This is a genomic window from Xenorhabdus eapokensis, assembly GCF_001908105.1.
In genome coordinates, this window is the sequence record NZ_MKGQ01000006.1 from 53,272 (window position 1) to 77,085 (window position 23,814).

Sequence of the window (23,814 nt, forward strand, 5' to 3'; positions counted from 1 at the left end):
CGAATGAAATCAAAAGCGCTAATGCTACAATGGCATCCATTGAAAGTTAATTCATTATGGTGATCCTTTGTCATTACCTATTTGTGACGTATTACCCATTTATGACGTCGTGGGATCCGTTATTACTGCATTGCAAACGTCGCAGCAAGTGTTATTACATGCACCAACGGGAGCTGGAAAATCGACCGGATTGCCATTGGCGATTTTACATCAGGCACAGTTGTCGGGGCGCATTATTATGCTGGAACCGCGGCGTATTGCCGCACGTAGTGTGGCTGAGCGCCTTGCCGAACAACTCAATGAGCCTGTTGGTATGACCATAGGCTACCGGATGCGTTCAGAAAGCAAAGTCAGTGCTGCAACACGGCTTGAGGTTGTGACCGAAGGAATTCTGACGCGTATGCTGCAACAAGACCCTGAATTAAGCGGTGTCTCTCTCGTCATTCTTGATGAATTTCATGAACGTAGCTTACAGGCCGATCTTGCACTGGCATTGCTGCTGGATGTACAGGAAGGGTTGCGCGATGACCTGCGTATTCTGGTGATGTCGGCAACATTGGATAACCAGCGTCTTTCTGCTTTATTAGCCGATGCGCCTGTGATTGTGTCAGAAGGGCGCAGTTATCCGGTAATAAGGTCATATCATCCACTTCCTTCTCATCAGCCTTTTGAACAATCAGTTGCATCGGCGGTATTGCGGTTATTGCAGCAGGAGACGGGATCGTTGTTGCTGTTTCTGCCCGGAGTCGGTGAAATTCAGCGGGTGTTGTCGCAATTAGCAGGCAAGATCAATGACGATACGTTGTTGTGTCCATTATATGGTGCATTGTCGTTGTCAGAACAACGCAAGGCAATAACGCCAGCGCCAGTGGGGATGCGTAAAGTTGTTCTGGCTACCAATATTGCCGAAACCAGTTTGACGATTGAAGGTATCCGGTTAGTCGTCGACAGCGGACTGGAACGATCTGGCCGATTTGAACCGAAGAGTGGCCTGACGCGTTTGATTACCCAACGCATCAGCCAGGCATCTATGGTTCAGCGAGCAGGGCGGGCTGGGCGATTAGAGGCCGGTGTTTGTTGGCACTTATTTAGTCAGGATCAGGCAGAAAGAGCCAGAGAGCACTGTGAGCCAGAGATCTTACATTCAGATCTAAGTGGATTACTGCTCTCTTTATTGCAATGGGGATGCCGTGACAGCACCCAACTTCATTGGCTGGACAATCCACCCCAACCCGCACTGGCCGTTGCGGAATCTCTGTTGCTGCGTCTGGGAGCGTTGGACGATCACTTGCAACTGACTGCCCGTGGTTGGCAAATGGCAGAATTCGGTAGTGAGCCGCGGTTGGCTGCCATATTGTGTTCAGCCAAGGAGAGCGAAGGTAAAGGAAGAGAAGGCAGTGCAGCATTAATAACAGCAGCGAAATTAGTTGCTATTCTGGAAGAACCTCCGCGTCGTGGACAGCCTGATCTTCTCTATTGGATGACGACGAATCAGCGTCATTGGCAGCAGAGGGCTAATCAACTTGTCAGGAATTTTGCAAGCCATATTAAGAACCTCAGATTGGATCTTGTACCTGAACTATTAGTACAGGGTTTCCCAGATCGGATTGCCAAAAACCGCGATAATCTTGGGCGTTTTCAGTTAGCCAATGGCTTGGGGGTGGCACTGGAACGTGAAGCGCCGCTTGCGGGAGAAGCCTGGTTGGTGGCTCCCTCGTTACAGCAAGGAAGTAGCCAGCCTGAGGCGCGGGTTTTACTTGCTTGTCCATTGGACATTGAGCAGACCATAAAACAGCACCCTCTTCTGTTTACTGAACATACAACTGTAGAGTGGGATGATAGTAAAGGTTCGTTACGGGCGTGGAAGCGTTTGCAATGTGGGCGATTAATTGTCAAAGCACAGCCATTGGCAAAGCCTTCGGCATCAGAATTACAGGAAGCCTTGCTGAATTGGGTCAGACAGGAAGGATTGTCGGCATTGAATTGGTCACAGGAAGCGTTACAGTTGCGTATTCGTCTGCAAAGGGCGACAGAATGGTTACCGGAGGTCGAATGGCCTGCAATTGATGACGAAGCATTGTTGAACACCCTTGAACAGTGGTTGCTTCCTGCCTTGGAGGGGGTTGATGACTTGAAAGGCTTGCGCCAGATTGAACTGTCCTCCTGTTTGATAGGATTGCTTGATTGGCAACAGCGGCAAATACTGGATAATGAATTGCCTACTAATTACACTGTGCCAACTGGGAGCAGAATCGCTATCCAGTATTTCCATGATAAACCTCCTGTACTGGCAGTGAGAATGCAGGAAATGTACGGAGAGCAGCAAAATCCAGTATTGGCGAAAGGACGGGTTCCGGTTGTCATTGAGTTGTTATCTCCTGCCCATCGTCCATTACAGATCACGCAAGACCTCGCCGCGTTTTGGCAGGGAACTTATCGTGAGGTGCAAAAAGAGATGAAAGGGCGTTACCCCAAACATTTATGGCCTGATGATCCTGCCAACACGGCACCAACCAGGCGTGTGAAAAAACAGATGTAATTGTTTCAGTTAATTAATAAACAGTTGGAGAATTCGGTATGTCTGATGATGATCGTCAGCCAATCGGACGCAAGGGTAAAAAATCTGAACTTCGTCGTGGGCAAACATCTAACCAACGCAATCGGCGGGATGACTATGATAAAAATGATGATTTTAATGACGATGATGAGGATGACGTCATGACTAAAAAAGGGAAGAACACCCGTAGTCCTAAGTCCCGCCCACCTAAAAAAGGCGGGCATTGGTTTTTGTGGTTGTTGCTAAAGATCTTTATTGTGCTAGCGGTACTCATTGTCATTTATGGTTTCTATCTGGATAACAAAATTCGTGAGCGTATTGACGGAAAAGTCTGGGATTTACCGGCAGCCGTGTACGGACGGATGGTCAATCTTGAACCTGGCATGAATTACAGCAAGGACGAAATGATCCACCTGCTGGAAGGTATGCAATATCGAAAAGTGACAAAAATCACCCGAGCAGGTGAATTTGTAGTCAGGGGGAATAGCATAGAGATGCTACGCCGTCCGTTTGATTTTCCTGATGGTAAAGAAGAGCAAATTCAGGCACGACTGACCTTTGATAATAACCACCTTGCCGGCATTGAAAACATGGAAAACCAACGCCAGTTTGGTTTTTTCCGCCTTGATCCGAAATTGATCACCATGATGCAATCGCCGAATGGTGAACAACGTCTGTTTGTCCCGCGTTCCGGCTTTCCTGATTTGCTGATTCAGACTTTGCTGGAAACAGAAGATCGGCACTTTTATGAACATGATGGCGTCAGGCCGTTTTCCATTGCCCGTGCGGTTTTAGCTAACTTGATGGCGGGACGTGCGGTTCAGGGGGGCAGCACCCTGACTCAGCAATTAGTGAAAAACCTGTTCCTTTCCAATGAACGTACTTTGAGCCGTAAAGCGAATGAGGCATACATGGCGTTGCTGATGGACGCACGTTATAGCAAAGATCGCATTCTGGAATTGTATTTGAATGAAGTTTATTTAGGACAAAGTGGTGATGAACAGATCCGTGGTTTCCCATTGGCGAGTTTGTACTATTTTGGGCGTCCGGTTGATGAATTGAGTTTGGATCAGCAGGCGTTGCTGGTGGGAATGGTCAAGGGAGCCTCGTGGTATAACCCGTGGCGCAATCCTAAGGCCGCACTGGAGCGGCGCAATATCGTTTTGAAAATCCTCCAAAACCGAAAAATTATCGATCAGGAGCTGTATGATCTACTCAGTGCCCGTCCGTTAGGCGTAAAACCGAAAAGTGGGGTGATTACGCCACAGCCAGCCTTTATGCAATTGGTGCGTCAGGAATTGCAGGAAAAGATGGGTGATAAAGTCAATGATTTGTCAGGGGTGAAGATCTTTACGACCCTCGATCCTGTTTCGCAGGATGCGGCGGAAAAATCGGTTGAAGAGGGCATTGCTGCCCTGAGAAAAGTACGCAAGATTGATGATTTGGAAGGGGCGATGGTCGTTGTTGACCGTTTCAGCGGTGAAGTTCGTGCTATGGTTGGCGGCTCCCAGCCACAATATGCCGGATTTAACCGAGCCTTGAATGCCCGTCGTTTGATTGGTTCGCTTGCCAAACCTGCCACCTATCTGACGGCATTGAGCCAGCCGGATAAATATCGCCTGAATACCTGGCTGGCAGATGAACCTATCTCTATCCCTCAGGCGGGTGGAAAGCCCTGGGAACCGAAGAATTTTAGCCGTACTTTCAGTGGGCGTGTCATGTTGATCGACGCGTTAGCACGTTCGATGAATGTCCCGACAGTGAATTTGGGGCTGGATGTTGGGTTAGATCGTATTGCCAGCACCCTGATTGCACTGGGTATTCCCGCGAAAGAGATCCAACAGAACCCTTCTATGTTATTGGGCGCGATTAACCTAACGCCAATGGAAATGGCACAAGAATTTCAGACGATTGCCAGCGGTGGCAATCGGGCGAAACTCTCTGCGTTGCGCTCCATCACTACTGAAGATGGCACGGTGCTTTACCAGAGCTATCCACAGGCAGAGCGAGTTGTGCCGCCACAGGCCGCCTATCTGACGCTATATGGTATGCAGCAAGTCATAGCACGAGGTACAGGACGCTCTTTGATTGGAAAATATGGTAAATACAATCTGGCGGGGAAAACCGGAACAACCAATGATCTGCGTGACAGTTGGTTTACAGGTATTGATGGCAAAGAAGTCACGATTGTTTGGACTGGACGTGATAACAATGGCCCAACCAACTTAACCGGAGCGACGGGTGCACTGACGATTTATCGTCGTTATCTGGAAAATGAAACGCCACTGGAGCTGAATAACCGTCCACCGGAAGGTATTGCGGATATGTCAGTCAATGAAGATGGCAGTTTCAACTGTGAGGGAGGTGGTATCAGAGTATTGCCAGTTTGGACTGATGACCCACAGAGACTGTGCCAGCAATCGGTACAACAACCGATAGAGGAGAATGAAGAAGAAGCGCCTGGCTGGCTACGTGAGATGTTTGGTCAGTGATAATTTTTTGATAAATAATAAAATTAAGCTCCCGACTCGAAAATGAGTAGGGAGCTTAATTAAATGAACTATCTTTGGAGAAAACCCGATTGACTCGAATACTGCTTAAGAAAAAACTCGGTGCCTGAGGTATGATAATTACTTATTTTTATCCATTTTGTATTTTATTTAAATAACTATATAAATAAGATACATATCTTTAAAAAACTTGTGATTATAATGAAACTAATTTAAATTAAAAGAGAATAGAAATATGCCATTCCATCCTCCTTTCATAGAAAAATTTAAAGCAGGTGATTTAATATATGGTTTAAGTGAGGCTAGAATCAATTATTTTGATAAAAACCCCCACTTTAGAGATGCTAAAGATCACTTTAATGAAAACCGTTGCCCACCAATCGTAATTGATGATTACTTAATTCCTGCGGAATTAGAACATAAGAATCGTTTGGAGAAATGTCTCAAAAAAAAACGTTACGACGATTTGGAAGAAAAAAATGATCATCTGGATATGATAAAAAAATTTGAAGCAAAACACAAATTCGTTAATGCTAATATTAATGATTACAAAAAATATGAAAAAGATTTCTTTACACATCTAAGAAATGATAATAAATATCGAAATGTAACTGAAAGGCATAGGAAATATAATATATCAATTATTGGGAGAAAATGTAAGGGAGGATTATCATGGGTAAATACAAGCAATAGTGAGTTAACTCAGGATATACATGTACATTTTATACTTGATGGTATAGATATTAAACGGATAGCTAAAAAAGATGATAAAAATATAACTGGGAAAGAATTAAGATGGATTTTCAGACACAGAAACCACCCCAAAGTTATTAAAAAGGTACAATTCTGGGAGAATGGCAGACCCACTTTCCCACCTTGGGAAGGTTTAAATCAACCTGTATGGAATAGCTATGTAAGACATCTGGAGGAAAAAGAAAGGTTATATGAAGAAAAATGTGAATATTTATTCAGATTATTTAATATCCTATGAGCATAGGGTGGGCAGGCATTTGATTGATTATTCTCTATTGCACGAAAATGTTTAATTCTGGCAAATGCATTTCCCACTCAATGACGGTATTTAAATGGATTTTGGTCGAGAGTCTTCCTCGGTTTTTTCTGATGGTTTCATCTTTCTTTGTGGTGGCGCCCGAACTATGTTGGCGGTGATGTCAGCTATTCAGGCGATACGGGCTATTTATCCAGACGCCATTGAAATGGAAAACAGTGACGTCTGAGATTTCCGAGAAGTTGAATGGAAGTTGAATATTTTATTTCAGTTTTGCAAAACAACGTGCCGCCGCATCAACAGTACGTTGGATATCTTCCTCTGAATGAGCGATGGACATAAAGCCTGCTTCAAACGCAGAAGGAGCCAGATAGATACCTTCATCCAGCATCAAGTGGAAGAACTGCTTGAAACGTTCTACATCACACTTCATGACATCCTGATAACAGGTAACGCTTTCCGCATCAGTAAAGAAGATACCGAACATGCCGCCAACGTGGTTTACTACCAGCGGGATGCCGGCTGCTGATGCCGCACTTTTTAAACCAGCCGCCAGTTTGTCGGTCAGTTCGCTCAAGCGTTGATGAACACCAACCTGAGCCACTTCTTTCAGGCAGGCAAGGCCAGCCGCCATCGCGATGGGGTTGCCCGAAAGGGTTCCGGCCTGATAAACCGGGCCAGTTGGAGCCAGTTTTTCCATGATTTCCAGACGGCCACCAAAAGCACCTACAGGCATACCGCCGCCGATGATTTTGCCAAGGGATGTCAAATCTGGCTTAACATCGTAATATTCTTGCGCACCACCTAGTGCGACACGAAAACCGGTCATCACTTCGTCAATGATTAGCAGCGCACCAAATTCATCACACAGCTTACGCAGACCCGGCAGGAATTCTGGTAACGGTGGAATGCAGTTCATATTACCTGCGACAGGCTCGACGATAATACAGGCGATTTCTGCTGGGTATTTTTCGAAGGCTTCACGGACAGAGTTCAGATCATTATAAACACAAGTCAGGGTGTGTTTAGCGAAATCAGCGGGTACGCCTGGAGAGTTTGGCTGACCGATAGTCAGGGCACCCGATCCCGCTTTGACCAGTAAGCAATCGGCATGGCCGTGATAGCAACCTTCGAATTTAATGATTTTGTCACGTTGGGTATAACCACGAGCCAGACGAATGGCGCTCATGGTGGCTTCTGTACCTGAATTCACCATACGAACCATATCCATGGAAGGCACCAGTTCAGTGACCAGTTTTGCCATTTCCACTTCGGCGGCGGTTGGTGCGCCAAAACTTAAACCACGTTCCGCAGCCTCAATAACGGCGTTGCGGATAGCCGGATGGTTATGCCCAAGAACCATTGGTCCCCATGAACCGACATAATCGATATAGGCATTACCATCAACATCATAAAGATAAGCGCCATTAGCACGTTGAATAAAAACAGGTGTCCCACCAACACCGTTAAAAGCACGTACAGGTGAATTGACGCCACCAGGGATCACATGTTTTGCCTGAGAGTAAAGTGTTTCGGACTGGCTCATTAATAAAAGCTCCTGAAAAATAGCGGGATATGGGAATTCCATTCTAAATTACCCCGATAGGGAAGCCAAATTATCATATCTTCTCATCATTCGGATTACGGCGTTCATGTGACAAAACTTGAACGAATCAGTCAGGTATTGGATAATCTCGGCTAACTGATCAGAAAGCATAAAATAACTTTCCGAGAATTTTTACCGGAGAACCGGACTGGAGTAAAAATATGAGCGATGATGCTGCATTGCCTTTGCAGTTTACTGATGCCGCAGCCAATAAAGTCAAAGTACTGGTTGCTGATGAAGATAACCCGAACTTGCGCCTGCGGGTTTACATTACCGGTGGTGGTTGTAGCGGCTTCCAGTATGGTTTCACTTTCGATGACCAAATTAACGAAGGTGATATGACCATTCAGAAACAAGGGGTTGAATTGGTTATTGACCCCATGAGTCTGCAATATCTGGTAGGCGCTTGTGTGGATTATACCGAAGGGTTGGAAGGTTCCCGTTTTGTTGTTTCCAATCCGAATGCAAAAACCACTTGTGGTTGTGGCTCTTCTTTCAGTGTCTGATTGGAAAACTCACTGTTGTAATCAATGATTGTAATAAATAGCCTCCCAAACAGGAGGCTATTTGCGAGAAATGAAAGTAACCTCCCCCAATAATCCCAATAATCCCAATAATCCCAATAATCCCAATAATCCCAATAATCCCATCGTTTCCACGATGGCTATTTTGAATGATGCGGATAGTGAATAAGATTATGGATAACAACGGGGTTTTCACCTGAGTTAGCGTAAGCATGGCAACAATTGGCATGAAAACGCATAGATTCACCCGCTGAAATACATCCGTCCTCATAGTTTTAATGGGAGAATTTCTCCTGCTGAATACGAAAGGCAGTGGGAAGAGGCCAGAAATGTGTCCGGAATTTCTTGATCACTACAAATAGCCTGAATCAAGCGATCAAGAACGATTGCACAAGAGATGCGGTAATTATCTGCTTCCTTGTCACCGCATCTGGCGCCAATGCTCATGGCGTGCTGAAAAAACACACTGAGATAAAAAGATAGATTATTTTAGTTAGGACGATTCAACTGCTGACAAAGCTGTTCTGCCGCTAAAATAACCCTCGGTCCTGCACGGCTAAACCAGTCATCGTTCAGGGCGATAATAGCGACATTCATTTGTGGCCGCCAAAAATCGGCAACCTGCTGTTTTTGCTCTTCCGTTCCGCCGATGATGATCACTTCCGGTTTGCGGGTAAGTACTTGCTCACGGTTAACCTGCGGCCACGGAATGGGGCTATCAGCGAAAATATTTTTACCGCCACATACGGAGACAATTTCACTTTGGAGGGTATGGCTAGAGGAAGTAAAAATCGGATGCGTGCCAAACTGCAAGAACACGGGCTTAGGGTTCAGATTGGCATACTTTTGTTTTAATTGATTGAACTTAGCGCGAATATCGGTGGCTGATTGCTTAGCCATATCGGGGTGTGGGCTATAGGCAGCCAGTCGTTCCAGTTCTGACGCAACATCTTCTACTTTTTTCACATCCGAATAAAAAATGGGGATGCCGAAAGCTGCGAGTTGTTCCAAAGGACGTTGGGGATTACCGCCACGCCATGCCAGAATCAGGTCAGGTTTCAGGGCGATGATCCGTTCAACATTGACGCCTTGCCAATCAGCAACTTGTTCTAACTTTTTGGCTGCTGCGGGATAATCAGAGTAAGCGCTAACAGCGATAAGCTGGTCGCCCAGCCCCGCAGCATAGGCCAGCTCTGTCGTTGATGGGGCAAGGCTAATAACACGGGACGCTGCCGCATAAAGTGGAGCACTGAAACCAGACCAAAAGCTATACAAAAAGAATAAGAATGCCAGCCAAATGGATCGATGGGAAATTATTTTCAACCATGATTGCATTATCGATGCTCCACTTTACATATGGACTACTGTTTACTCAGTTCGGTCAGCATGGCATTGACCATCCGTGTCGATTCACGCGCCGCGACCACCAAAAATTCATCAAAACTGATATGGGACTCTTGATCGGCAACGTCAGAAATCGCACGGACGACAACAAAGGGAATATTATATTGATAGCAAACATGACCAATGGCGGCCGCCTCCATTTCAACCGCAGCCACTTTCGGGAAAGTAGAACGAATGCGAGCCAATGGCTCTGAACCATTGATAAAGGCATCACCGCTGCAAACCAGACCCCGAACGGCATTCAGATCAAGAGACTGAATACATTTTTCCGCCAAGGCGATCAATTTATCGTCAGCAATAAACGCGGCTGGGCATTGCGCCATTTGTCCCGCTTCATAGCCGAAAGCGGTAAGATCGGCGTCATGGTAGCGAACTTCTTCGGAAACCACGATATCTCCCACTTTCAGTTTAGGGTCAAGGCCACCGGCTGAACCCGTGTTAATCACGATATCTGGCTGACAATGCTCAATTAATAAGGTGGTGCCAAGTGCGGAGGAAACTTTACCAATACCCGATTTCAACAAGGCGATATCAACGCCATTCAGTTTGCCGGTATAAATTTCGCATCCACCTCGTGACAAGGTTTGCAGACCTTCAATCTGGTCACGCAATAAAGTCACTTCTTGTTCCATTGCACCTATTACACCTATTTTCATTGTGTCATACTCGCTTGTTATTCATGGATTGATGCCTATATTTACAGGCTGATTTAATCGGCGAGTGTATCATTGAATAGCTATTTACCGCAGATTCCGGTTCTAAATAATCGTTTCATTTAGCATGGGGGATTAATGTCTAATATTGATTTCAAGCAGAAGTTGAATTACCAACGTAAGTTCAGTAAATCTTCCATTCATCCCGATGATGAAGAGCAAGTGATTCGCCAATTTGAAAGTGATCGTGGGCGGATCATCAACTCAGCCGCGATTCGGCGGTTGCAACAGAAAACACAGGTATTTCCATTAGAACGCAATGCGGCTGTACGCAGCCGGCTGACGCATTCGCTCGAAGTGCAGCAAATAGGACGCTATATATCAAAAACGATTATCGCGGAGCTGGCAAAGCAGAACTTATTGGAAAAATATGGGTTGAATGATCGTCTACTTGCTTTTGAAAGCCTGATTGAGATGGCTTGCCTGATGCACGATATTGGCAATCCCCCATTTGGCCATTTTGGCGAGGCAGCGATTAAAGATTGGTTCTCCCGCCGATTAGATCCTGACGATTCACCCCATTTGCCGAAAATGGAGCATAGGCTGGATGCTTGTAAGGTCGCGGCATTGCGCCTGACGGGAGAAGAAAAGAAAGATCTCTTCCGTCGGCAATTGCGCAGAGATTTATGTCAGTTTGAAGGTAATGCCCAGGCTATCCGTCTGGCACATAATCTGCTGCGTTTGAATCTCACTTATGCCCAGATCGGCTGCATATTGAAATATACCTGTCCGGCCTATCGTCTGGAAGAAACCCCTGCTGCATTCAGTTACCTGATGAAAAAAATAGGTTACTACTGGTCAGAAGAGAGCTTTATCCGTGAATTGAAAAAAGAACTGCAAATGGGGGAATTCTGTCGCTTTCCGCTGACATACATTATGGAGGCCGCAGATGATATTTCATATTGCATTGCCGATTTAGATGATGCGGTTGAAAAGGGCATTTTTAACGTCGAACAACTGGTGGAATACCTGAAAAAAGAGTGGGAAGAAAACGGAGGATACCAGAAGGGTGATTTGTTCGAATCTACGGTGATACAAGCCTACAAGAAAACCACCAATAACGAAGCTCGTCGTAATATCCACGAACAATTTTTCATGTATTTACGGGTGTTTATTACCGGTAAATTGGTGCCTTATACCGCCAAATTGTTTATTGAACACTTGCCTGAAATTTATGCAGGTACATTTAATCACGCCCTGTTGGAAGGAAATGGGGAAGAGCATCGTTTGTTGAAAACCTTAAAGAATGTCACCCGTAAACGGGTTTTCAATCATCCTGAAGTGGAAGAATTGGAGTTACAGGGATACCGAATTATTACCGGATTGCTGGATGTATATAGCCCTTTGCTGGAGTTACCTCGTCAGGATTTTATGGAACTGAACCAAAATAATTTCCACAAACAATATTTTATTGAAACACGCTTGTTGCACAAACTTTCGACCAAGCATCGTTTAGCTTATGGTGAGGCCGTGGAAGGCATTGTTGCCACTGATGAGGCTGAAAAAGAGGTGATTGAGTTTTATTATCGGGCACGTCTTATTCAGGACTATATCAGTGGCATGACGGATAATTATGCTTACGAAGAATATCGTAAGTTTATGGTCACAAAGTAACGGGTTCGAGTGGCATAGTAGCCTCAAGTATAGCGGGAGCGGCTGCCATGACATGATTGATCTCGTCGATGAATTCCAGTAATTCTGGTTCCAGATCGGCCAGGGCAACCCCTTGGTGCAGTTGTTTTTCAACCAGTTCGCAAATTGCTTTCAGTTTAGGCACACCGTTGTAGCAGCAACTGCCGTGCAGTTGGTGGACATGATGCTGAAAGTGTTTGCGGATAGCCTCACCATCGGCGGTTAAAGCCTGTTTAATCATGCTCTTCATGTCGGGCAATGATTTTACCAGCATTTCTAGCATCTCCCGCGCCAATGATGCTTTGCCGGCAGTTTGCTGTAACGCTATCTCCCAATCAATGGCTTGTGGTTTTTTCTGCTGGCAGTATTGGTTCAGCAATGTTTTCAGACAGTTTTCATCCAGGGGTTTAGAAAGACAGTCAATAAACGGGGCATTCTTTGCCTCGTGGCAGGCAAAGGCCGTAACAGCCACAATCGGTGTCTCCTGATGTTGGGGGAGTTGTTGGATTTGCTTAGAGGTTTGGATACCATCCATATCCGCCATCTGAATATCCATCAGAATCAGATCCAGCGCATGTTGTTTTGCTATTTCCAGTGCCTCCATGCCATTACTGCACAGCAAGGCATTCTCAACGAGTTCATTGAGCAGTGTGCCGATCAATTTCAGGTTAGCGGGATTATCATCCACGGCCATAACGGTCATGGGTAAACGCGATGATGCCGGATAGATTGGCAGATACTCTGGCAATGATCCGAATGAATATTCATCTTTTTCCAGCCAGATATCAAAGTAAAATACCGTCCCTTTAGCGACTTCACTGGTAAAGTCAATGTCTCCTTTCATTTCACTGACCAATCGCTTAGTGATACTCAATCCCAGTCCGGTTCCCCCGTAATGGCGGGTAATGCTGGCATCTGCTTGATTGAAGGCCTGGAACAGAATCGGGCGGTATTCTGGTTTAATACCGATACCTGTATCAGTCACAGTAAAATCGATCTGTATAAGATGGTGGTGTTGCTGGCGTAATGTGATATCCAGCATCACGCGGCCTTTATCCGTGAATTTAATGGCATTGCCAATCAGGTTAGTCAGTATTTGCTGTAAGCGAATGGGATCACCAATCATCAGATTAGGTAATTTTTCATCAATATGGTGATGCAGGGGAAGATTTTTCGCGTTGGCAGCAGGCGTTAGCAGTTCAATAACTTCATTGACAGTATCCCTTAATAGAAAAGGCACTTGATCCAATACCAGTTTATTGGATTCCAGCCGTGAGAAGTCCAGAATGTCATTAATGATTTTCAGCAGGTTATTAGCCGATCTGTCAATGACATACAGATACTCCATCTGTTGTGGTGTAATGGGGGTTTTCAACATCTGGCGGGTGAAGCCAATGACCCCATTAAGCGGGGTGCGTAATTCATGGGACATATTGGCCAGAAATTCGGTTTTGATCCTGACCGCCTCTTGTGCGCGTTTTTTAGCGATAGTCAGTTCAACATTCTGGATTTCTAACTGCTCCATCGTAATTTGTAGGTCGGAAGTAGCTTGATCAATATGAAGTTGCATCTCATCTTTATATTGCGAGAGCGATTCTGCCACGGTATTAATGCCATTTTGGAGCGCGGCTAATTCCCCAGGCATAGCCCCTGTCACACGGCTGTTCAGTTGCCCTTGACGGATGCGATCGACGGCTTTAACCATGCAGTTGAGGGGCTGGGTAACTTTGCGCACCAGCACATGGGCAAATAAGGCTGTGCCTCCAAGGCACAAAATCAGCAGAATGATGGAGGTGGCAATCTCTTTGTATTGCTGGAGCTGGGCAACGCGTAAGTCCAAATCAATGGCGATATAGCCAATCGGCGGCGTATCGCTGGTGGATGTGTTCCAGGGATTAGAAGAAGAGTTGCCTGAGATAATGGGCATCTTCAGGATGATACTGTTGCCGTATTCCGTTTTGGCCAAGGTTGTCGGCATGGCTTCGTTGGCAGTGAGCCGCAAGCGATTGACATCATACTTGTCATTCGAAATATCGAATAACTTGTTATGCTTATCAAAGATCGCAATTGCCCTGACAATCTCAGAGTTTCGGCGATGCAGGCTGTTTATTAATGAATCAACCTGCTGGCAATTATCCAGATTAATGCCAACCTCGCTGGCAATGGATAAGGGTTCAATAATGCTGATCCCACTGCGGACTATCAGGCTCTTCAACTCGTAATAGCGATATGAGATAAATGATATACTCACAAGCGTTCCGACCAGTAAAACAGGAACCAATATCAGGCTCATCATACGGGTGCGTAGGCTATATTTGGTCATAGGCGTCCATTGTGGGAAAATCAGAACTCAATTTTTCAAAGTCAGTCAGAATCATGGTGCAATTTTACTCCCCAAATCGTCGCTCCGTAAACCGAGGCATTATTTCCGTTACCGCAGATAACCTTGATGCACAAGGGCAAGGCATTGCTCGCCATCAGGGAAAAACCATCTTTATTGCAGGATTATTGCCAGATGAGCAGGCACAAATCCAACTGACAGAAGAAAAACGCCAATTTGCTAAAGCTAAGGTCGTGAAAAGGCTATCAGATAGCCCGCATCGCGTTACACCTCGTTGCCCGCACTTCAAGGTGTGCGGTGGATGCCAGCAACAGCATGTTGCCACTGAGTTGCAAGTTAAAACTAAGGCCAGTGTACTGGAACACCTGATCCAGCGGGAAACAGGCATTAGCATCAGTGCTCATCCCATTATTCGCAGCCCAGAATATGGCTATCGGCGCAGAGCCAGGCTCGGTCTGCAATACCACGCCAGGCAACGTACATTATTGATGGGGTTTCGCCAGAGCCAATCCAACGATTTGGTGCATATTAAACATTGTTCGGTTATGCGTCCTGAATTGGAACAATTATTGCAGCCGTTGTCCCAGTGCCTGAATAGCCTGTATGCAGTAAAACGATTAGGGCACGTGGAAATGGTCTTGGCTGATAGTGGTCCATTAGTCGTGTTGCGCCATCTTGATCCCCTTAAGCCCGAAGATAAGGAAACACTGCGCCTCTTTTCGGTGCAGTACCATGTCGCGATTTATCTGCTGGGTGATGAAAAATCCCTTGAGCCGTTAATGGAAGGGCAAACAGCACCGTGGTATCAGGTGAATGGATTGAAACTGGTGTTCAGCCCACAAGATTTTATTCAGGTAAATGATGTGGTTAACCAACAAATGGTATCACAGGCATTGGCATGGCTGGATTTACAACCAACTGACAGAGTATTGGATCTGTTTTGCGGCATGGGGAACTTTACCTTGCCGATCGCCACTCAAGTACAGGCAACCGTAGGTGTAGAAGGGGTTGCTGAGCTGGTGGCAAGTGGGCAATATAACGCCCGACTCAATAAACTTAATAACGTCGATTTTTTTCATGAAAATCTGGAATCAGATATTCACCAGCAGCCTTGGGCAGCACAAGGGTTCAATAAAGTGTTGCTGGATCCCGCCCGCGCGGGTGCGGCGGGTGTTATGCCACATATTGTAAAATTGGCCCCCGAAAAAGTGGTTTACGTTTCCTGTAACCCCACCACACTCGCGCGGGACAGCAAGGTCTTGTTGGAGGCGGGTTATCATCTTGTCAGTGTACGGATGCTGGATATGTTTCCGCACACAGGCCATCTAGAGTCCATGGCGCTGTTTAGCAGTGAGCCAATGGTGATCGAGTAGATCGAGTAGGGAGAAATTATGGTTGCGGTAAGAAGTGCGCATCTCACGCCGGCAGGTGAATTTGCGGTCGATAAATGGATCGCGAGTTTAAACATTACTAACCCACAATCCAGTGAAAAGTTGGTCGAAACCTGGCGATATTGTCACGAAAAAGTCCAGGGTCACCCCAATGCGGAACTGTTGCTATGGCGCGGTGTGGAAATGGTGGAGATCCTGTCCACATTGAGCATGGATAATGACAGTATGCGTGCCGCGCTACTTTTTCCCATCCTTAATGCCAGGCTACTCGATAGCGAAACCGTGACCGAAACATTTGGCAAGGCCATCACGAATCTGGTGCATGGGGTATTGGAAATGGATGCCATTCGCCAACTGAAAGCCACGCATACCGATGCGACTTGTTCGGTACAGGTTGACAATGTTCGCCGGATGCTGCTGGCGATGGTGGAAGATTTTCGTTGTGTGATTATCAAGCTGGCAGAACGCATTGCCCATTTGCGGGAAGTGAAAGACGCCAGTGAAGATGAGCGGGTGCTGGCGGCCAAAGAGTGTTCCAATATCTATGCTCCTCTTGCCAATCGACTGGGAATTGGGCAGCTAAAATGGGAGCTGGAAGATTTCTGTTTCCGTTACTTACATCCCGATGAATATAAGAAAATTGCCAAGTTATTGCATGAGCGCCGAATTGATCGTGAGCAGTATATCGAGAAATTTGTGACCACTGTGCGTAAATATATGCTGAAAGAAGGGGTTCGGGCTGAAATATACGGGCGTCCGAAACATATTTACAGCATTTGGCGCAAAATGCAGAAAAAAGCCCTCTCCTTTGATGAATTGTTTGACGTGCGTGCTGTGCGGATTGTTGTCGAACGTTTGCAGGATTGCTACGCAGCGCTGGGGATAGTGCATACTCACTATCGTCATTTGCCGGATGAATTCGACGATTACGTTGCCAATCCGAAACCGAATGGTTATCAGTCTATTCATACTGTCGTTTTGGGGCCAAATGGCAAAACGCTTGAGATCCAGATCCGTACCCGTCAGATGCATGATGATGCGGAACTTGGCGTAGCAGCACATTGGAAATATAAAGAAGGCACGGCGATTGGAGGGGGTAAATCCGACAGTTATGAAAGCCGCATTGCATGGCTGCGGAAATTGATCGCATGGCAAGAGGAAATGGCGGATAGCGGTGAAATGCTGGATGAAGTGCGCAGTCAGGTATTTGATGATCGCGTTTATGTCTTTACGCCAAAAGGGGATGTTATTGATTTGCCAATTGGCTCCACGCCATTGGATTTTGCTTATCATATTCACAGTGATGTCGGCCATCGCTGCATTGGGGCAAAAATTGGTGGGCGCATCGTACCATTCAGCTATCAGCTTCAGATGGGCGATCAGATTGAAATTATTACCCAGAAACAACCTAATCCAAGCCGTGACTGGTTGAACCCGAACCTTGGCTATGTAACGACCAGCCGTGGACGCGCAAAAATCCACAATTGGTTCCGTAAACAAGATCGTGACAAAAACGTCATTGCCGGCCGCCAGATGCTGGACAATGAGTTGGCACATTTGGGGCTCACGGTCAAGGAAGCAGAGAAGGAGCTGATTGCCCGTTATAACGTCCACTCGTTGGAAGAAGTATTAGCGGGCATTGGTGTCGGTGATATCCGCATCCACCAGTTAGTAAATTTTCTGCAAAGCAAATTCAATAAAATTACGGCAGAAGAAGAAGATCGCGAAGCGCTTCGCAACCTGGAGAACAAAACCTATACACCACGTAATACCAGCAAAGATAATGGCCGTATTGTCGTGGAAGGGGTGGGTAATTTAATGCACCACATTGCCCGTTGCTGCCAGCCTATCCCTGGTGATGAGATTATTGGATTTATCACACGCGGGCGCGGGATCTCCATCCACCGTGCTGATTGTGATCAGTTAGCGGAACTCGAAGCCAGTTCACCGGAACGGATAGTCGATGCAGTGTGGGGGGAGAGTTATTCCAGCGGCTATTCACTTGTGGTGCGTGTTGTTGCCAATGACCGCAGTGGATTATTGCGTGATATCACGACCATCCTCGCTAATGAGAAAATTAATGTGTTGGGCGTCAGCAGCCGTAGTGATGTTAAGCAACAACTTGCCACCATTGATATGAACATTGAGATTTATAACTTGCAAGTGCTTGGGCGGGTATTGGCGAAGCTCAACCAGTTGTCTGATGTGATTGAAGCCAGACGTTTGCACGGTAATTGATAAAGCCTGGATTAAGATGAAACCGAACTCTATTGAACGACTAAAGGGGATTATGGCGCAGTTGCGCCATCCCCAGGATGGCTGTCCTTGGGACAAGGCACAAACCTCCGCTACGATTGCCCCTTATACATTGGAAGAAACCTATGAAGTGCTTGATGCGATTGAGCGCAATGATATTAGTGCGCTAAAAGAAGAGCTGGGGGATCTGCTGTTTCATATCGTGTTTTATGCTCAGATGGCTCAGGAGCAGCAACAATTTGATTTTGGCGATATCTGTGAGGCAGTGTGTGACAAACTGGAGCGTCGCCATCCTCATATCTTCAATCAACAAGCGGGTATCAGCAGCGAAGAGGCAATCGGCAGTTGGGAACAACGTAAGGCCGCAGAAAGGGCGGAGAAAGATCAGCATTCGGTACTGGATGATATTCCCGCCAGTTTACCCGCTCTGATGAAGGCTTATAAAATTCAGAAACGCTGTGCTTCGGTCGGTTTTGATTGGGATACCATTGGCCCGGTGCTGGACAAAGTCTATGAAGAAATTGATGAAGTCATGGACGAAGCGAAACAGGTGGTGGTTGACGAAGACAGATTGGAAGAAGAGCTGGGGGATTTACTGTTTTCAGTGGTTAATTTATCCCGTCATTTGGGACATAAGCCAGAGATAGCACTACAAAAAGCCTGCCAGAAATTCGAAAATCGTTTCCGTAATGTCGAAAAACTGATCCTCGACAAAGGCTTATCACTGGAAACGGCTACGTTAGATGAAATGGAAGCGATGTGGCAGCGAGTGAAAAGTCAGAAGGTATAGCAATCACAAACCTGATGGCATGGCCATAGCGAAAAGGATGTCGCTTAAACGGCTAAATCATCTGAACTGGGTGAAAAAATTTCACATCATTAACTTAATGAATTTAAATGGAAAATAGGGTATTTGTTTCGTGATGTTACTGTTTATGTGGCACCTCATCCCATTTAGATGGTTTGTAGCGAAATTAAGGTTAGGGTATACTGCTTTCCCGTCCTGTTATATTCATCATCCTTTTAAACCTAAACTTTCAGGTTCAGCATGAAAACTAATTATATTTTTGTGACCGGCGGGGTCGTATCCTCTCTGGGTAAAGGCATTGCCGCAGCCTCTTTGGCGGCTATACTCGAAGCCCGTGGACTCAATGTCACCATTATGAAACTGGACCCGTATATCAACGTCGATCCAGGCACAATGAGCCCAACCCAACACGGGGAAGTTTTCGTTACCGAAGATGGCGCTGAAACTGATCTTGATTTAGGTCATTACGAACGTTTCATCCGAACCAAAATGACACGCCGCAATAACTTCACGACAGGTCGTGTCTATTCTGAAGTGCTGCGCAAAGAACGCCGTGGCGATTATTTGGGTGCAACCATTCAGGTTATTCCTCACATCACCAATGAAATCAAAGACCGCATCATCCGTGGTGCAGAAGGCCATGATGTTGTGTTGGTGGAAATCGGGGGGACTGTCGGTGATATCGAATCCCTGCCATTCCTTGAAGCCATTCGTCAGATGGCGGTGGAAGTAGGCCGTGAAAATACGCTGTTCATGCACCTGACTCTGGTGCCTTATATGGCCGCTGCGGGCGAAGTGAAAACTAAGCCGACCCAGCATTCCGTGAAAGAATTACTGTCAATTGGTATTCAGCCGGACGTATTGATCTGCCGTTCTGATCGCATCGTTCCTGCCAATGAGCGGGCAAAAATTGCGCTTTTCTGTAACGTACCAGAGAAAGCGGTTATCTCTTTAAAAGATGTTGATTCCATTTATAAAATTCCAGCCCTCTTGAAATCTCAGGGCTTAGATGATTATATTTGTAAACGATTCAGCCTCGAATGCCCAGAAGCGGATCTGTCTGAATGGGAACAGGTCATTTATGAAGAAGCCAATCCATCGGGTGAAGTTACCATTGGGATGGTGGGCAAATACGTTGAATTGCCAGATGCGTATAAATCAGTGATTGAAGCACTGAAACACGGCGGGCTGAAAAATCGCCTGACGGTCAACATCAAGCTGATCGATTCGCAGGATGTTGAAACGCGTGGTGTTGACGTATTGAAAGGTCTGGATGCGATTCTGGTACCAGGTGGCTTCGGCGGCCGTGGTATTGAAGGCAAGATCATGACCGCACGTTATGCACGTGAAAACAAGATCCCATATTTGGGCATTTGCTTGGGTATGCAGGTGGCTCTGATTGAATTCGCTCGCAATGTTGCGGGAATGGTTGAGGCCAACTCGACTGAATTCGATCCTGAATGTAAGTTACCGGTTGTTGCTCTGATCACCGAATGGCGCGATGAGAACGGCAACGTAGAAGTACGTAGCGAAGGGAGCGATCTCGGCGGAACGATGCGCGTTGGTGGCCAATTGTGCCATCTGACTGAAAACAGTCTGGTACATAAACTTTATGGTCAGAATGACATCGTTGAGCGTCATCGCCATCGTTATGAAGTGAATAATTTACTGTTGAAACGTATTGAAGATGCAGGCTTGCGTATTGCTGGCCGTTCAATCGACAACAAATTGGTGGAAATCATCGAGAACCCCGCACATCCGTGGTTCGTGGCGTGCCAGTTCCACCCAGAATTCACTTCAACGCCTCGCGATGGTCATCCGTTATTTGCTGGCTTCGTCGAAGCTGCTGGCAAGTATCAGAAAGACCAGTTGAAATAAGATATGGGGCAATGGATTGATATTAAGCAAATTACTGTTGAAGTCATAGTTTTAAGATAGCAGCTTTTAAGAGAATGGCTTTTAGTTTCAATCTATTGTCCTGAATTTAACTTGTACTGAGGAAAACCTAATGTCCAAAATCGTTAAAGTGCTTGGCCGTGAAATCATCGACTCCCGTGGTAACCCAACGGTAGAAGCAGAAGTACACCTGGAAGGGGGCTTTGTCGGCTTGGCTGCTGCGCCATCAGGTGCATCAACCGGTTCTCGTGAAGCGCTGGAACTGCGTGATGGCGATAAATCTCGTTTTATGGGTAAAGGTGTACTGAAAGCAGTTTCTGCGGTTAACGGCCCGATTGCACAGGCTCTGATCGGTCAGGATGCGAAAGATCAGACTAACATCGACAAAATCATGATCGAGCTGGATGGTACTGAAAACAAGTCTAACTTCGGTGCTAACGCGATTTTGGCTGTTTCTCTCGCGAACGCCAAAGCAGCCGCTGCCGCGAAAGGTATGCCTCTATACGAGCACATCGCCGAGTTGAACGGTACTCCAGGTAAATTCTCCATGCCTCTGCCAATGATGAACATCATCAACGGTGGTGAACATGCAGATAACAACGTCGATATCCAAGAATTCATGATCCAGCCAGTTGGCGCAAGCACGCTGAAAGAAGCTGTACGTATGGGTTCTGAAGTATTCCACAATCTGGCAAAAGTGCTGAAAGCCAAAGGTATGAATACTGCGGTGGGTGATGAAGGTGGCTATGCGCCAAACCTGGAATCTAACGCAGCAGCGCTGGCAGCAATCAAAGAAGCGGTTGAGAAAGCGGGTTACGTACTGGGTAAAGACATTACTCTGGCGATGGACTGTGCAGCTTCGGAATTCTATAACGAAGAAACGGGCAACTATGAACTGAAAGGCGAAGGTAAAACTTTCACCTCTCAGGAGTTCACCCACTATCTGGAAGGACTGACCAAAGAATACCCAATCGTTTCCATCGAAGATGGCCTGAACGAATCTGATTGGGAAGGTTTTGCTTACCAGACTAAAGTATTGGGTGACAAAATCCAGTTGGTTGGCGACGATCTGTTCGTAACTAACACCAAGATCCTGAAAGAAGGTATCGAAAAAGGTATCGCAAACTCCATCCTGATCAAGTTCAACCAGATCGGTTCTTTGACTGAAACTCTGGCTGCAATCAAGATGGCAAAAGAGGCAGGTTACACCGCGGTCATCTCTCACCGTTCTGGTGAAACTGAAGATGCAACGATTGCTGATCTGGCTGTTGGTACTGCGGCAGGTCAAATCAAAACGGGTTCTATGAGCCGTTCTGACCGCGTTGCTAAATACAACCAGTTGATCCGTATCGAAGAAGCACTGGGTAATCGTGCACCTTTCAACGGTCTGAAAGAAGTGAAAGGCCAGGCATAATTGTCGGTTTTTCCTGCTAAAAAATAAATATTTTTTATGTTTTGGCGAAAGAGGATATTCTCTTTCGCCTTTTTATTGAAAGAAAATTTTATTTTTCATACTGGTTACTTATCTTATTACAGGACGAAAGTGTGATATGACAACAGAAATTTAGTTCTTTTTTTGAACAATAATGCGGTAACCAGACAAATCCCGCGTAGCAGATCCCAAAATTATACAACCCGTATTTTCTTCTTTGCTAATACTCCTTATTATTTCACATGTAATGTAATTCCTTAACATTTGTGGCAATGATTCATCAATTATTCTTTTTACATTACAAAGTTATGTTTCATTGTTTATGGAGTCTTCATGGACGCTTCTGAATCTTTAACACCAGCGATTGGGCCTACACCCTCAAATAAAAGAGGTTTAATTATTCTCGCGCTGGACATCATTTTGCTTGTGACATTACTTAAGTTTTTACCCTATGGTGAAAAAGCAAATGCAGGCTTGGCATTAATGGTATTTGTTGGCGTGTTATGGTTAACAGAAGCCATTCATGTCACCATTACAGCTCTGTGTATTCCTATTCTGGCGGTTGGTCTGGGATTGATGAATACCGGTGATGCACTGAAATCTTTTGCAAATCCAATAATCTTTTTGTTCTTCGGTGGCTTTGCACTGGCAACGGCGCTGCATATCCAAGGCCTGGACAGATTGATAGCTAACCGCTTGCTGATGATTGCTCGTGGTCGTTTATCTGTGGCGGTATTGCTGATATTTGGTATTACTGCTCTGCTTTCTATGTGGATAAGTAACACCGCAACTGCTGCCATGATGTTACCACTCATTCTTGGCATTCTGGCTAATCTGGATGTACGTACTGAGCGCAATACTTTTGTTTTTGTGCTGCTTGGTGTTGCATACAGCGCCAGTATTGGTGGCCTGGGGACGTTGGTCGGTAGTCCACCCAATGCTATCGCGGCTGCACAATTGGGTATGGATTTCTTTACATGGATGAAATACGGCGTGCCAATGGTCATTATTCTCCTGCCTGTTATGGTGGGAGTGATGTATATCATGCTGCGGCCAAATTTGAATCACAAATTTGATCTGGAATTGGAGCATCTGGAATGGAATGGCAAACGTGTTATTGCTATGGGGATTTTCCTGTTAACCGTAGTGTGCTGGATTTTCAGTTCATTCATTAGTGATGCGTTGGGTGGTGTCAAAGATTTGGATACGATTATTGCCGTGAGCGCAGCCATCCTGATTGGTATCACTGGTGTATCAACATGGTCACAGATTCAGAATAACACCGAATGGGGTGTGTTGATGCTGTTCGGTGGTGGCCTGACATTGAGTGCCGTCTTAAAAAATTCTGGTGCCAGTGAAGTTATGGCAAATGGCATGGCGGCGACTTTCGGCACCAGCTCTTGGTTTGTCATCATCGTTGCGATTGCTGCATTTATTATCTTCCTGACAGAATTTACAAGTAATACTGCAAGCGCAGCACTCCTTGTACCTATTTTTGCCACAGTTGCAGAAGCGCTGGGAATGCCGGTCGTGGTTTTGACCCTGATAATTGGTATTGGCGCATCCTGTGCATTTATGTTACCTGTAGCAACACCACCTAACGCGATTGTTTATGGCTCTGGTTATATCAAACAAATTGAAATGGTTAGGGTAGGCATAGTGCTGAATGTGGTATGTATTGCTATTATTTCTGTGGTTGCCTGGTTCTTCTGGTTGTAATTCCCTCTGTTAAATA

At 45.9% G+C, this 23,814-nt stretch carries 15 protein-coding genes and 1 pseudogene; 11 read left to right on the top strand and 5 right to left on the bottom strand.

Annotation, left to right across the window (positions count from 1 at the left end; all coding sequences use genetic code 11):
* Positions 1–67 precede the first annotated feature (67 nt).
* The 3 genes from hrpB (at position 68) to Xedl_RS40915 (ending at position 6,058) form a co-directional block, all read left to right on the top strand.
* Positions 68–2,539 carry an ATP-dependent helicase HrpB gene (gene hrpB, locus Xedl_RS40905; RefSeq protein WP_074022961.1) on the top strand — a complete coding sequence of 824 codons (2,472 nt, stop codon included), beginning with the start codon at positions 68–70 and terminating at the stop codon, positions 2,537–2,539.
* Between the two features lie 38 nt (positions 2,540–2,577).
* Positions 2,578–5,049 carry a bifunctional glycosyl transferase/transpeptidase gene (gene mrcB, locus Xedl_RS40910; protein ID WP_074022962.1) on the top strand — a complete coding sequence of 824 codons (2,472 nt, stop codon included), beginning with the start codon at positions 2,578–2,580 and terminating at the stop codon, positions 5,047–5,049.
* Positions 5,050–5,302: 253 nt separating this feature from the next.
* A complete protein-coding gene (locus Xedl_RS40915; RefSeq protein ID WP_074022963.1) occupies positions 5,303–6,058 on the top strand; it encodes a hypothetical protein in 756 nt (251 codons plus the stop codon).
* A 91-nt stretch (positions 6,059–6,149) separates the two neighbouring features.
* On the opposite strand, the pseudogene Xedl_RS40920 reads toward Xedl_RS40915, so the two are convergent.
* Positions 6,150–6,230, bottom strand: a pseudogene (locus tag Xedl_RS40920) (IS5/IS1182 family transposase); the annotation flags it as partial.
* 108 nt (positions 6,231–6,338) lie between these two features.
* Complete coding sequence (gene hemL / locus Xedl_RS40925) at positions 6,339–7,622, bottom strand: glutamate-1-semialdehyde 2,1-aminomutase (protein WP_074023061.1); 1,284 nt, start codon at positions 7,620–7,622, stop codon at positions 6,339–6,341.
* A 221-nt stretch (positions 7,623–7,843) separates the two neighbouring features.
* Here hemL and erpA point away from each other — a divergent pair, with 221 nt between their 5' ends.
* Positions 7,844–8,188: an iron-sulfur cluster insertion protein ErpA gene (gene erpA / locus Xedl_RS40930; protein ID WP_074022964.1), complete on the top strand. Its 345-nt coding sequence runs from the start codon at positions 7,844–7,846 to the stop codon at positions 8,186–8,188.
* 507 nt (positions 8,189–8,695) lie between these two features.
* Here the strand turns inward: erpA and btuF are convergent.
* Both btuF and mtnN read right to left on the bottom strand, forming a co-directional pair.
* A complete protein-coding gene (gene btuF / locus Xedl_RS40935; protein WP_083600281.1) occupies positions 8,696–9,541 on the bottom strand; it encodes a vitamin B12 ABC transporter substrate-binding protein BtuF in 846 nt (281 codons plus the stop codon).
* Positions 9,542–9,567: 26 nt separating this feature from the next.
* Positions 9,568–10,266, bottom strand: coding sequence for a 5'-methylthioadenosine/S-adenosylhomocysteine nucleosidase (gene mtnN / locus Xedl_RS40940; RefSeq protein ID WP_074022966.1), 699 nt, complete (start codon positions 10,264–10,266; stop codon positions 9,568–9,570).
* 135 nt (positions 10,267–10,401) lie between these two features.
* On the opposite strand from mtnN, the gene dgt reads away from it, so the two are divergent.
* Complete coding sequence (dgt, locus tag Xedl_RS40945) at positions 10,402–11,937, top strand: dGTPase (protein WP_074022967.1); 1,536 nt, start codon at positions 10,402–10,404, stop codon at positions 11,935–11,937.
* Here dgt and Xedl_RS40950 read toward each other — a convergent pair.
* Positions 11,927–14,278 carry an ATP-binding protein gene (locus Xedl_RS40950; protein ID WP_074022968.1) on the bottom strand — a complete coding sequence of 784 codons (2,352 nt, stop codon included), beginning with the start codon at positions 14,276–14,278 and terminating at the stop codon, positions 11,927–11,929. The two genes, dgt and Xedl_RS40950, sit on opposite strands and share 11 nt — an antisense overlap.
* Before the next feature lie 53 nt (positions 14,279–14,331).
* On the opposite strand from Xedl_RS40950, the gene rlmD reads away from it, so the two are divergent.
* The 6 genes from rlmD to Xedl_RS40980 all read left to right on the top strand — a co-directional run bounded on the left by rlmD (position 14,332) and on the right by Xedl_RS40980 (position 23,798).
* Entirely contained in the window at positions 14,332–15,669 is a 1,338-nt protein-coding gene (rlmD, locus tag Xedl_RS40955; RefSeq protein ID WP_074023063.1) for a 23S rRNA (uracil(1939)-C(5))-methyltransferase RlmD, read from the top strand.
* An 18-nt stretch (positions 15,670–15,687) separates the two neighbouring features.
* Entirely contained in the window at positions 15,688–17,925 is a 2,238-nt protein-coding gene (relA, locus tag Xedl_RS40960) for a GTP diphosphokinase (RefSeq protein ID WP_074022969.1), read from the top strand.
* A 16-nt stretch (positions 17,926–17,941) separates the two neighbouring features.
* On the top strand, positions 17,942–18,733 hold the full coding sequence (gene mazG / locus Xedl_RS40965; RefSeq protein ID WP_074022970.1) for a nucleoside triphosphate pyrophosphohydrolase: 792 nt from the start codon (positions 17,942–17,944) through the stop codon (positions 18,731–18,733).
* Between the two features lie 258 nt (positions 18,734–18,991).
* Positions 18,992–20,629: a glutamine hydrolyzing CTP synthase gene (gene pyrG / locus Xedl_RS40970; RefSeq protein ID WP_074022971.1), complete on the top strand. Its 1,638-nt coding sequence runs from the start codon at positions 18,992–18,994 to the stop codon at positions 20,627–20,629.
* 130 nt (positions 20,630–20,759) lie between these two features.
* The gene (gene eno / locus Xedl_RS40975) at positions 20,760–22,061 is read left to right on the top strand and encodes a phosphopyruvate hydratase (protein ID WP_074022972.1); all 1,302 of its coding nucleotides are present in this window, start codon (positions 20,760–20,762) and stop codon (positions 22,059–22,061) included.
* Positions 22,062–22,412: 351 nt separating this feature from the next.
* Complete coding sequence (locus tag Xedl_RS40980; protein ID WP_074022973.1) at positions 22,413–23,798, top strand: SLC13 family permease; 1,386 nt, start codon at positions 22,413–22,415, stop codon at positions 23,796–23,798.
* Positions 23,799–23,814: the final 16 nt, after the last annotated feature.

Bases quoted from the DNA above. Each gene is read 5' to 3' on its own strand.
- Xedl_RS40980 (WP_074022973.1), top strand. From the start codon at position 22,413: ATGGACGCTTCTGAATCTTTAACACCAGCGATTGGGCCTACACCCTCA.
- eno (WP_074022972.1), top strand. From the start codon at position 20,760: ATGTCCAAAATCGTTAAAGTGCTTGGCCGTGAAATCATCGACTCCCGT.
- Xedl_RS40915 (WP_074022963.1), top strand. From the start codon at position 5,303: ATGCCATTCCATCCTCCTTTCATAGAAAAATTTAAAGCAGGTGATTTA.
- pyrG (WP_074022971.1), top strand. From the start codon at position 18,992: ATGAAAACTAATTATATTTTTGTGACCGGCGGGGTCGTATCCTCTCTG.
- mrcB (WP_074022962.1), top strand. From the start codon at position 2,578: ATGTCTGATGATGATCGTCAGCCAATCGGACGCAAGGGTAAAAAATCT.
- hemL (WP_074023061.1), bottom strand. From the start codon at position 7,622: ATGAGCCAGTCCGAAACACTTTACTCTCAGGCAAAACATGTGATCCCT.
- mazG (WP_074022970.1), top strand. From the start codon at position 17,942: ATGAAACCGAACTCTATTGAACGACTAAAGGGGATTATGGCGCAGTTG.
- btuF (WP_083600281.1), bottom strand. From the start codon at position 9,541: ATGCAATCATGGTTGAAAATAATTTCCCATCGATCCATTTGGCTGGCA.
- Xedl_RS40950 (WP_074022968.1), bottom strand. From the start codon at position 14,278: ATGACCAAATATAGCCTACGCACCCGTATGATGAGCCTGATATTGGTT.
- dgt (WP_074022967.1), top strand. From the start codon at position 10,402: ATGTCTAATATTGATTTCAAGCAGAAGTTGAATTACCAACGTAAGTTC.
- mtnN (WP_074022966.1), bottom strand. From the start codon at position 10,266: ATGAAAATAGGTGTAATAGGTGCAATGGAACAAGAAGTGACTTTATTG.
- relA (WP_074022969.1), top strand. From the start codon at position 15,688: ATGGTTGCGGTAAGAAGTGCGCATCTCACGCCGGCAGGTGAATTTGCG.
- erpA (WP_074022964.1), top strand. From the start codon at position 7,844: ATGAGCGATGATGCTGCATTGCCTTTGCAGTTTACTGATGCCGCAGCC.
- rlmD (WP_074023063.1), top strand. From the start codon at position 14,332: ATGGTGCAATTTTACTCCCCAAATCGTCGCTCCGTAAACCGAGGCATT.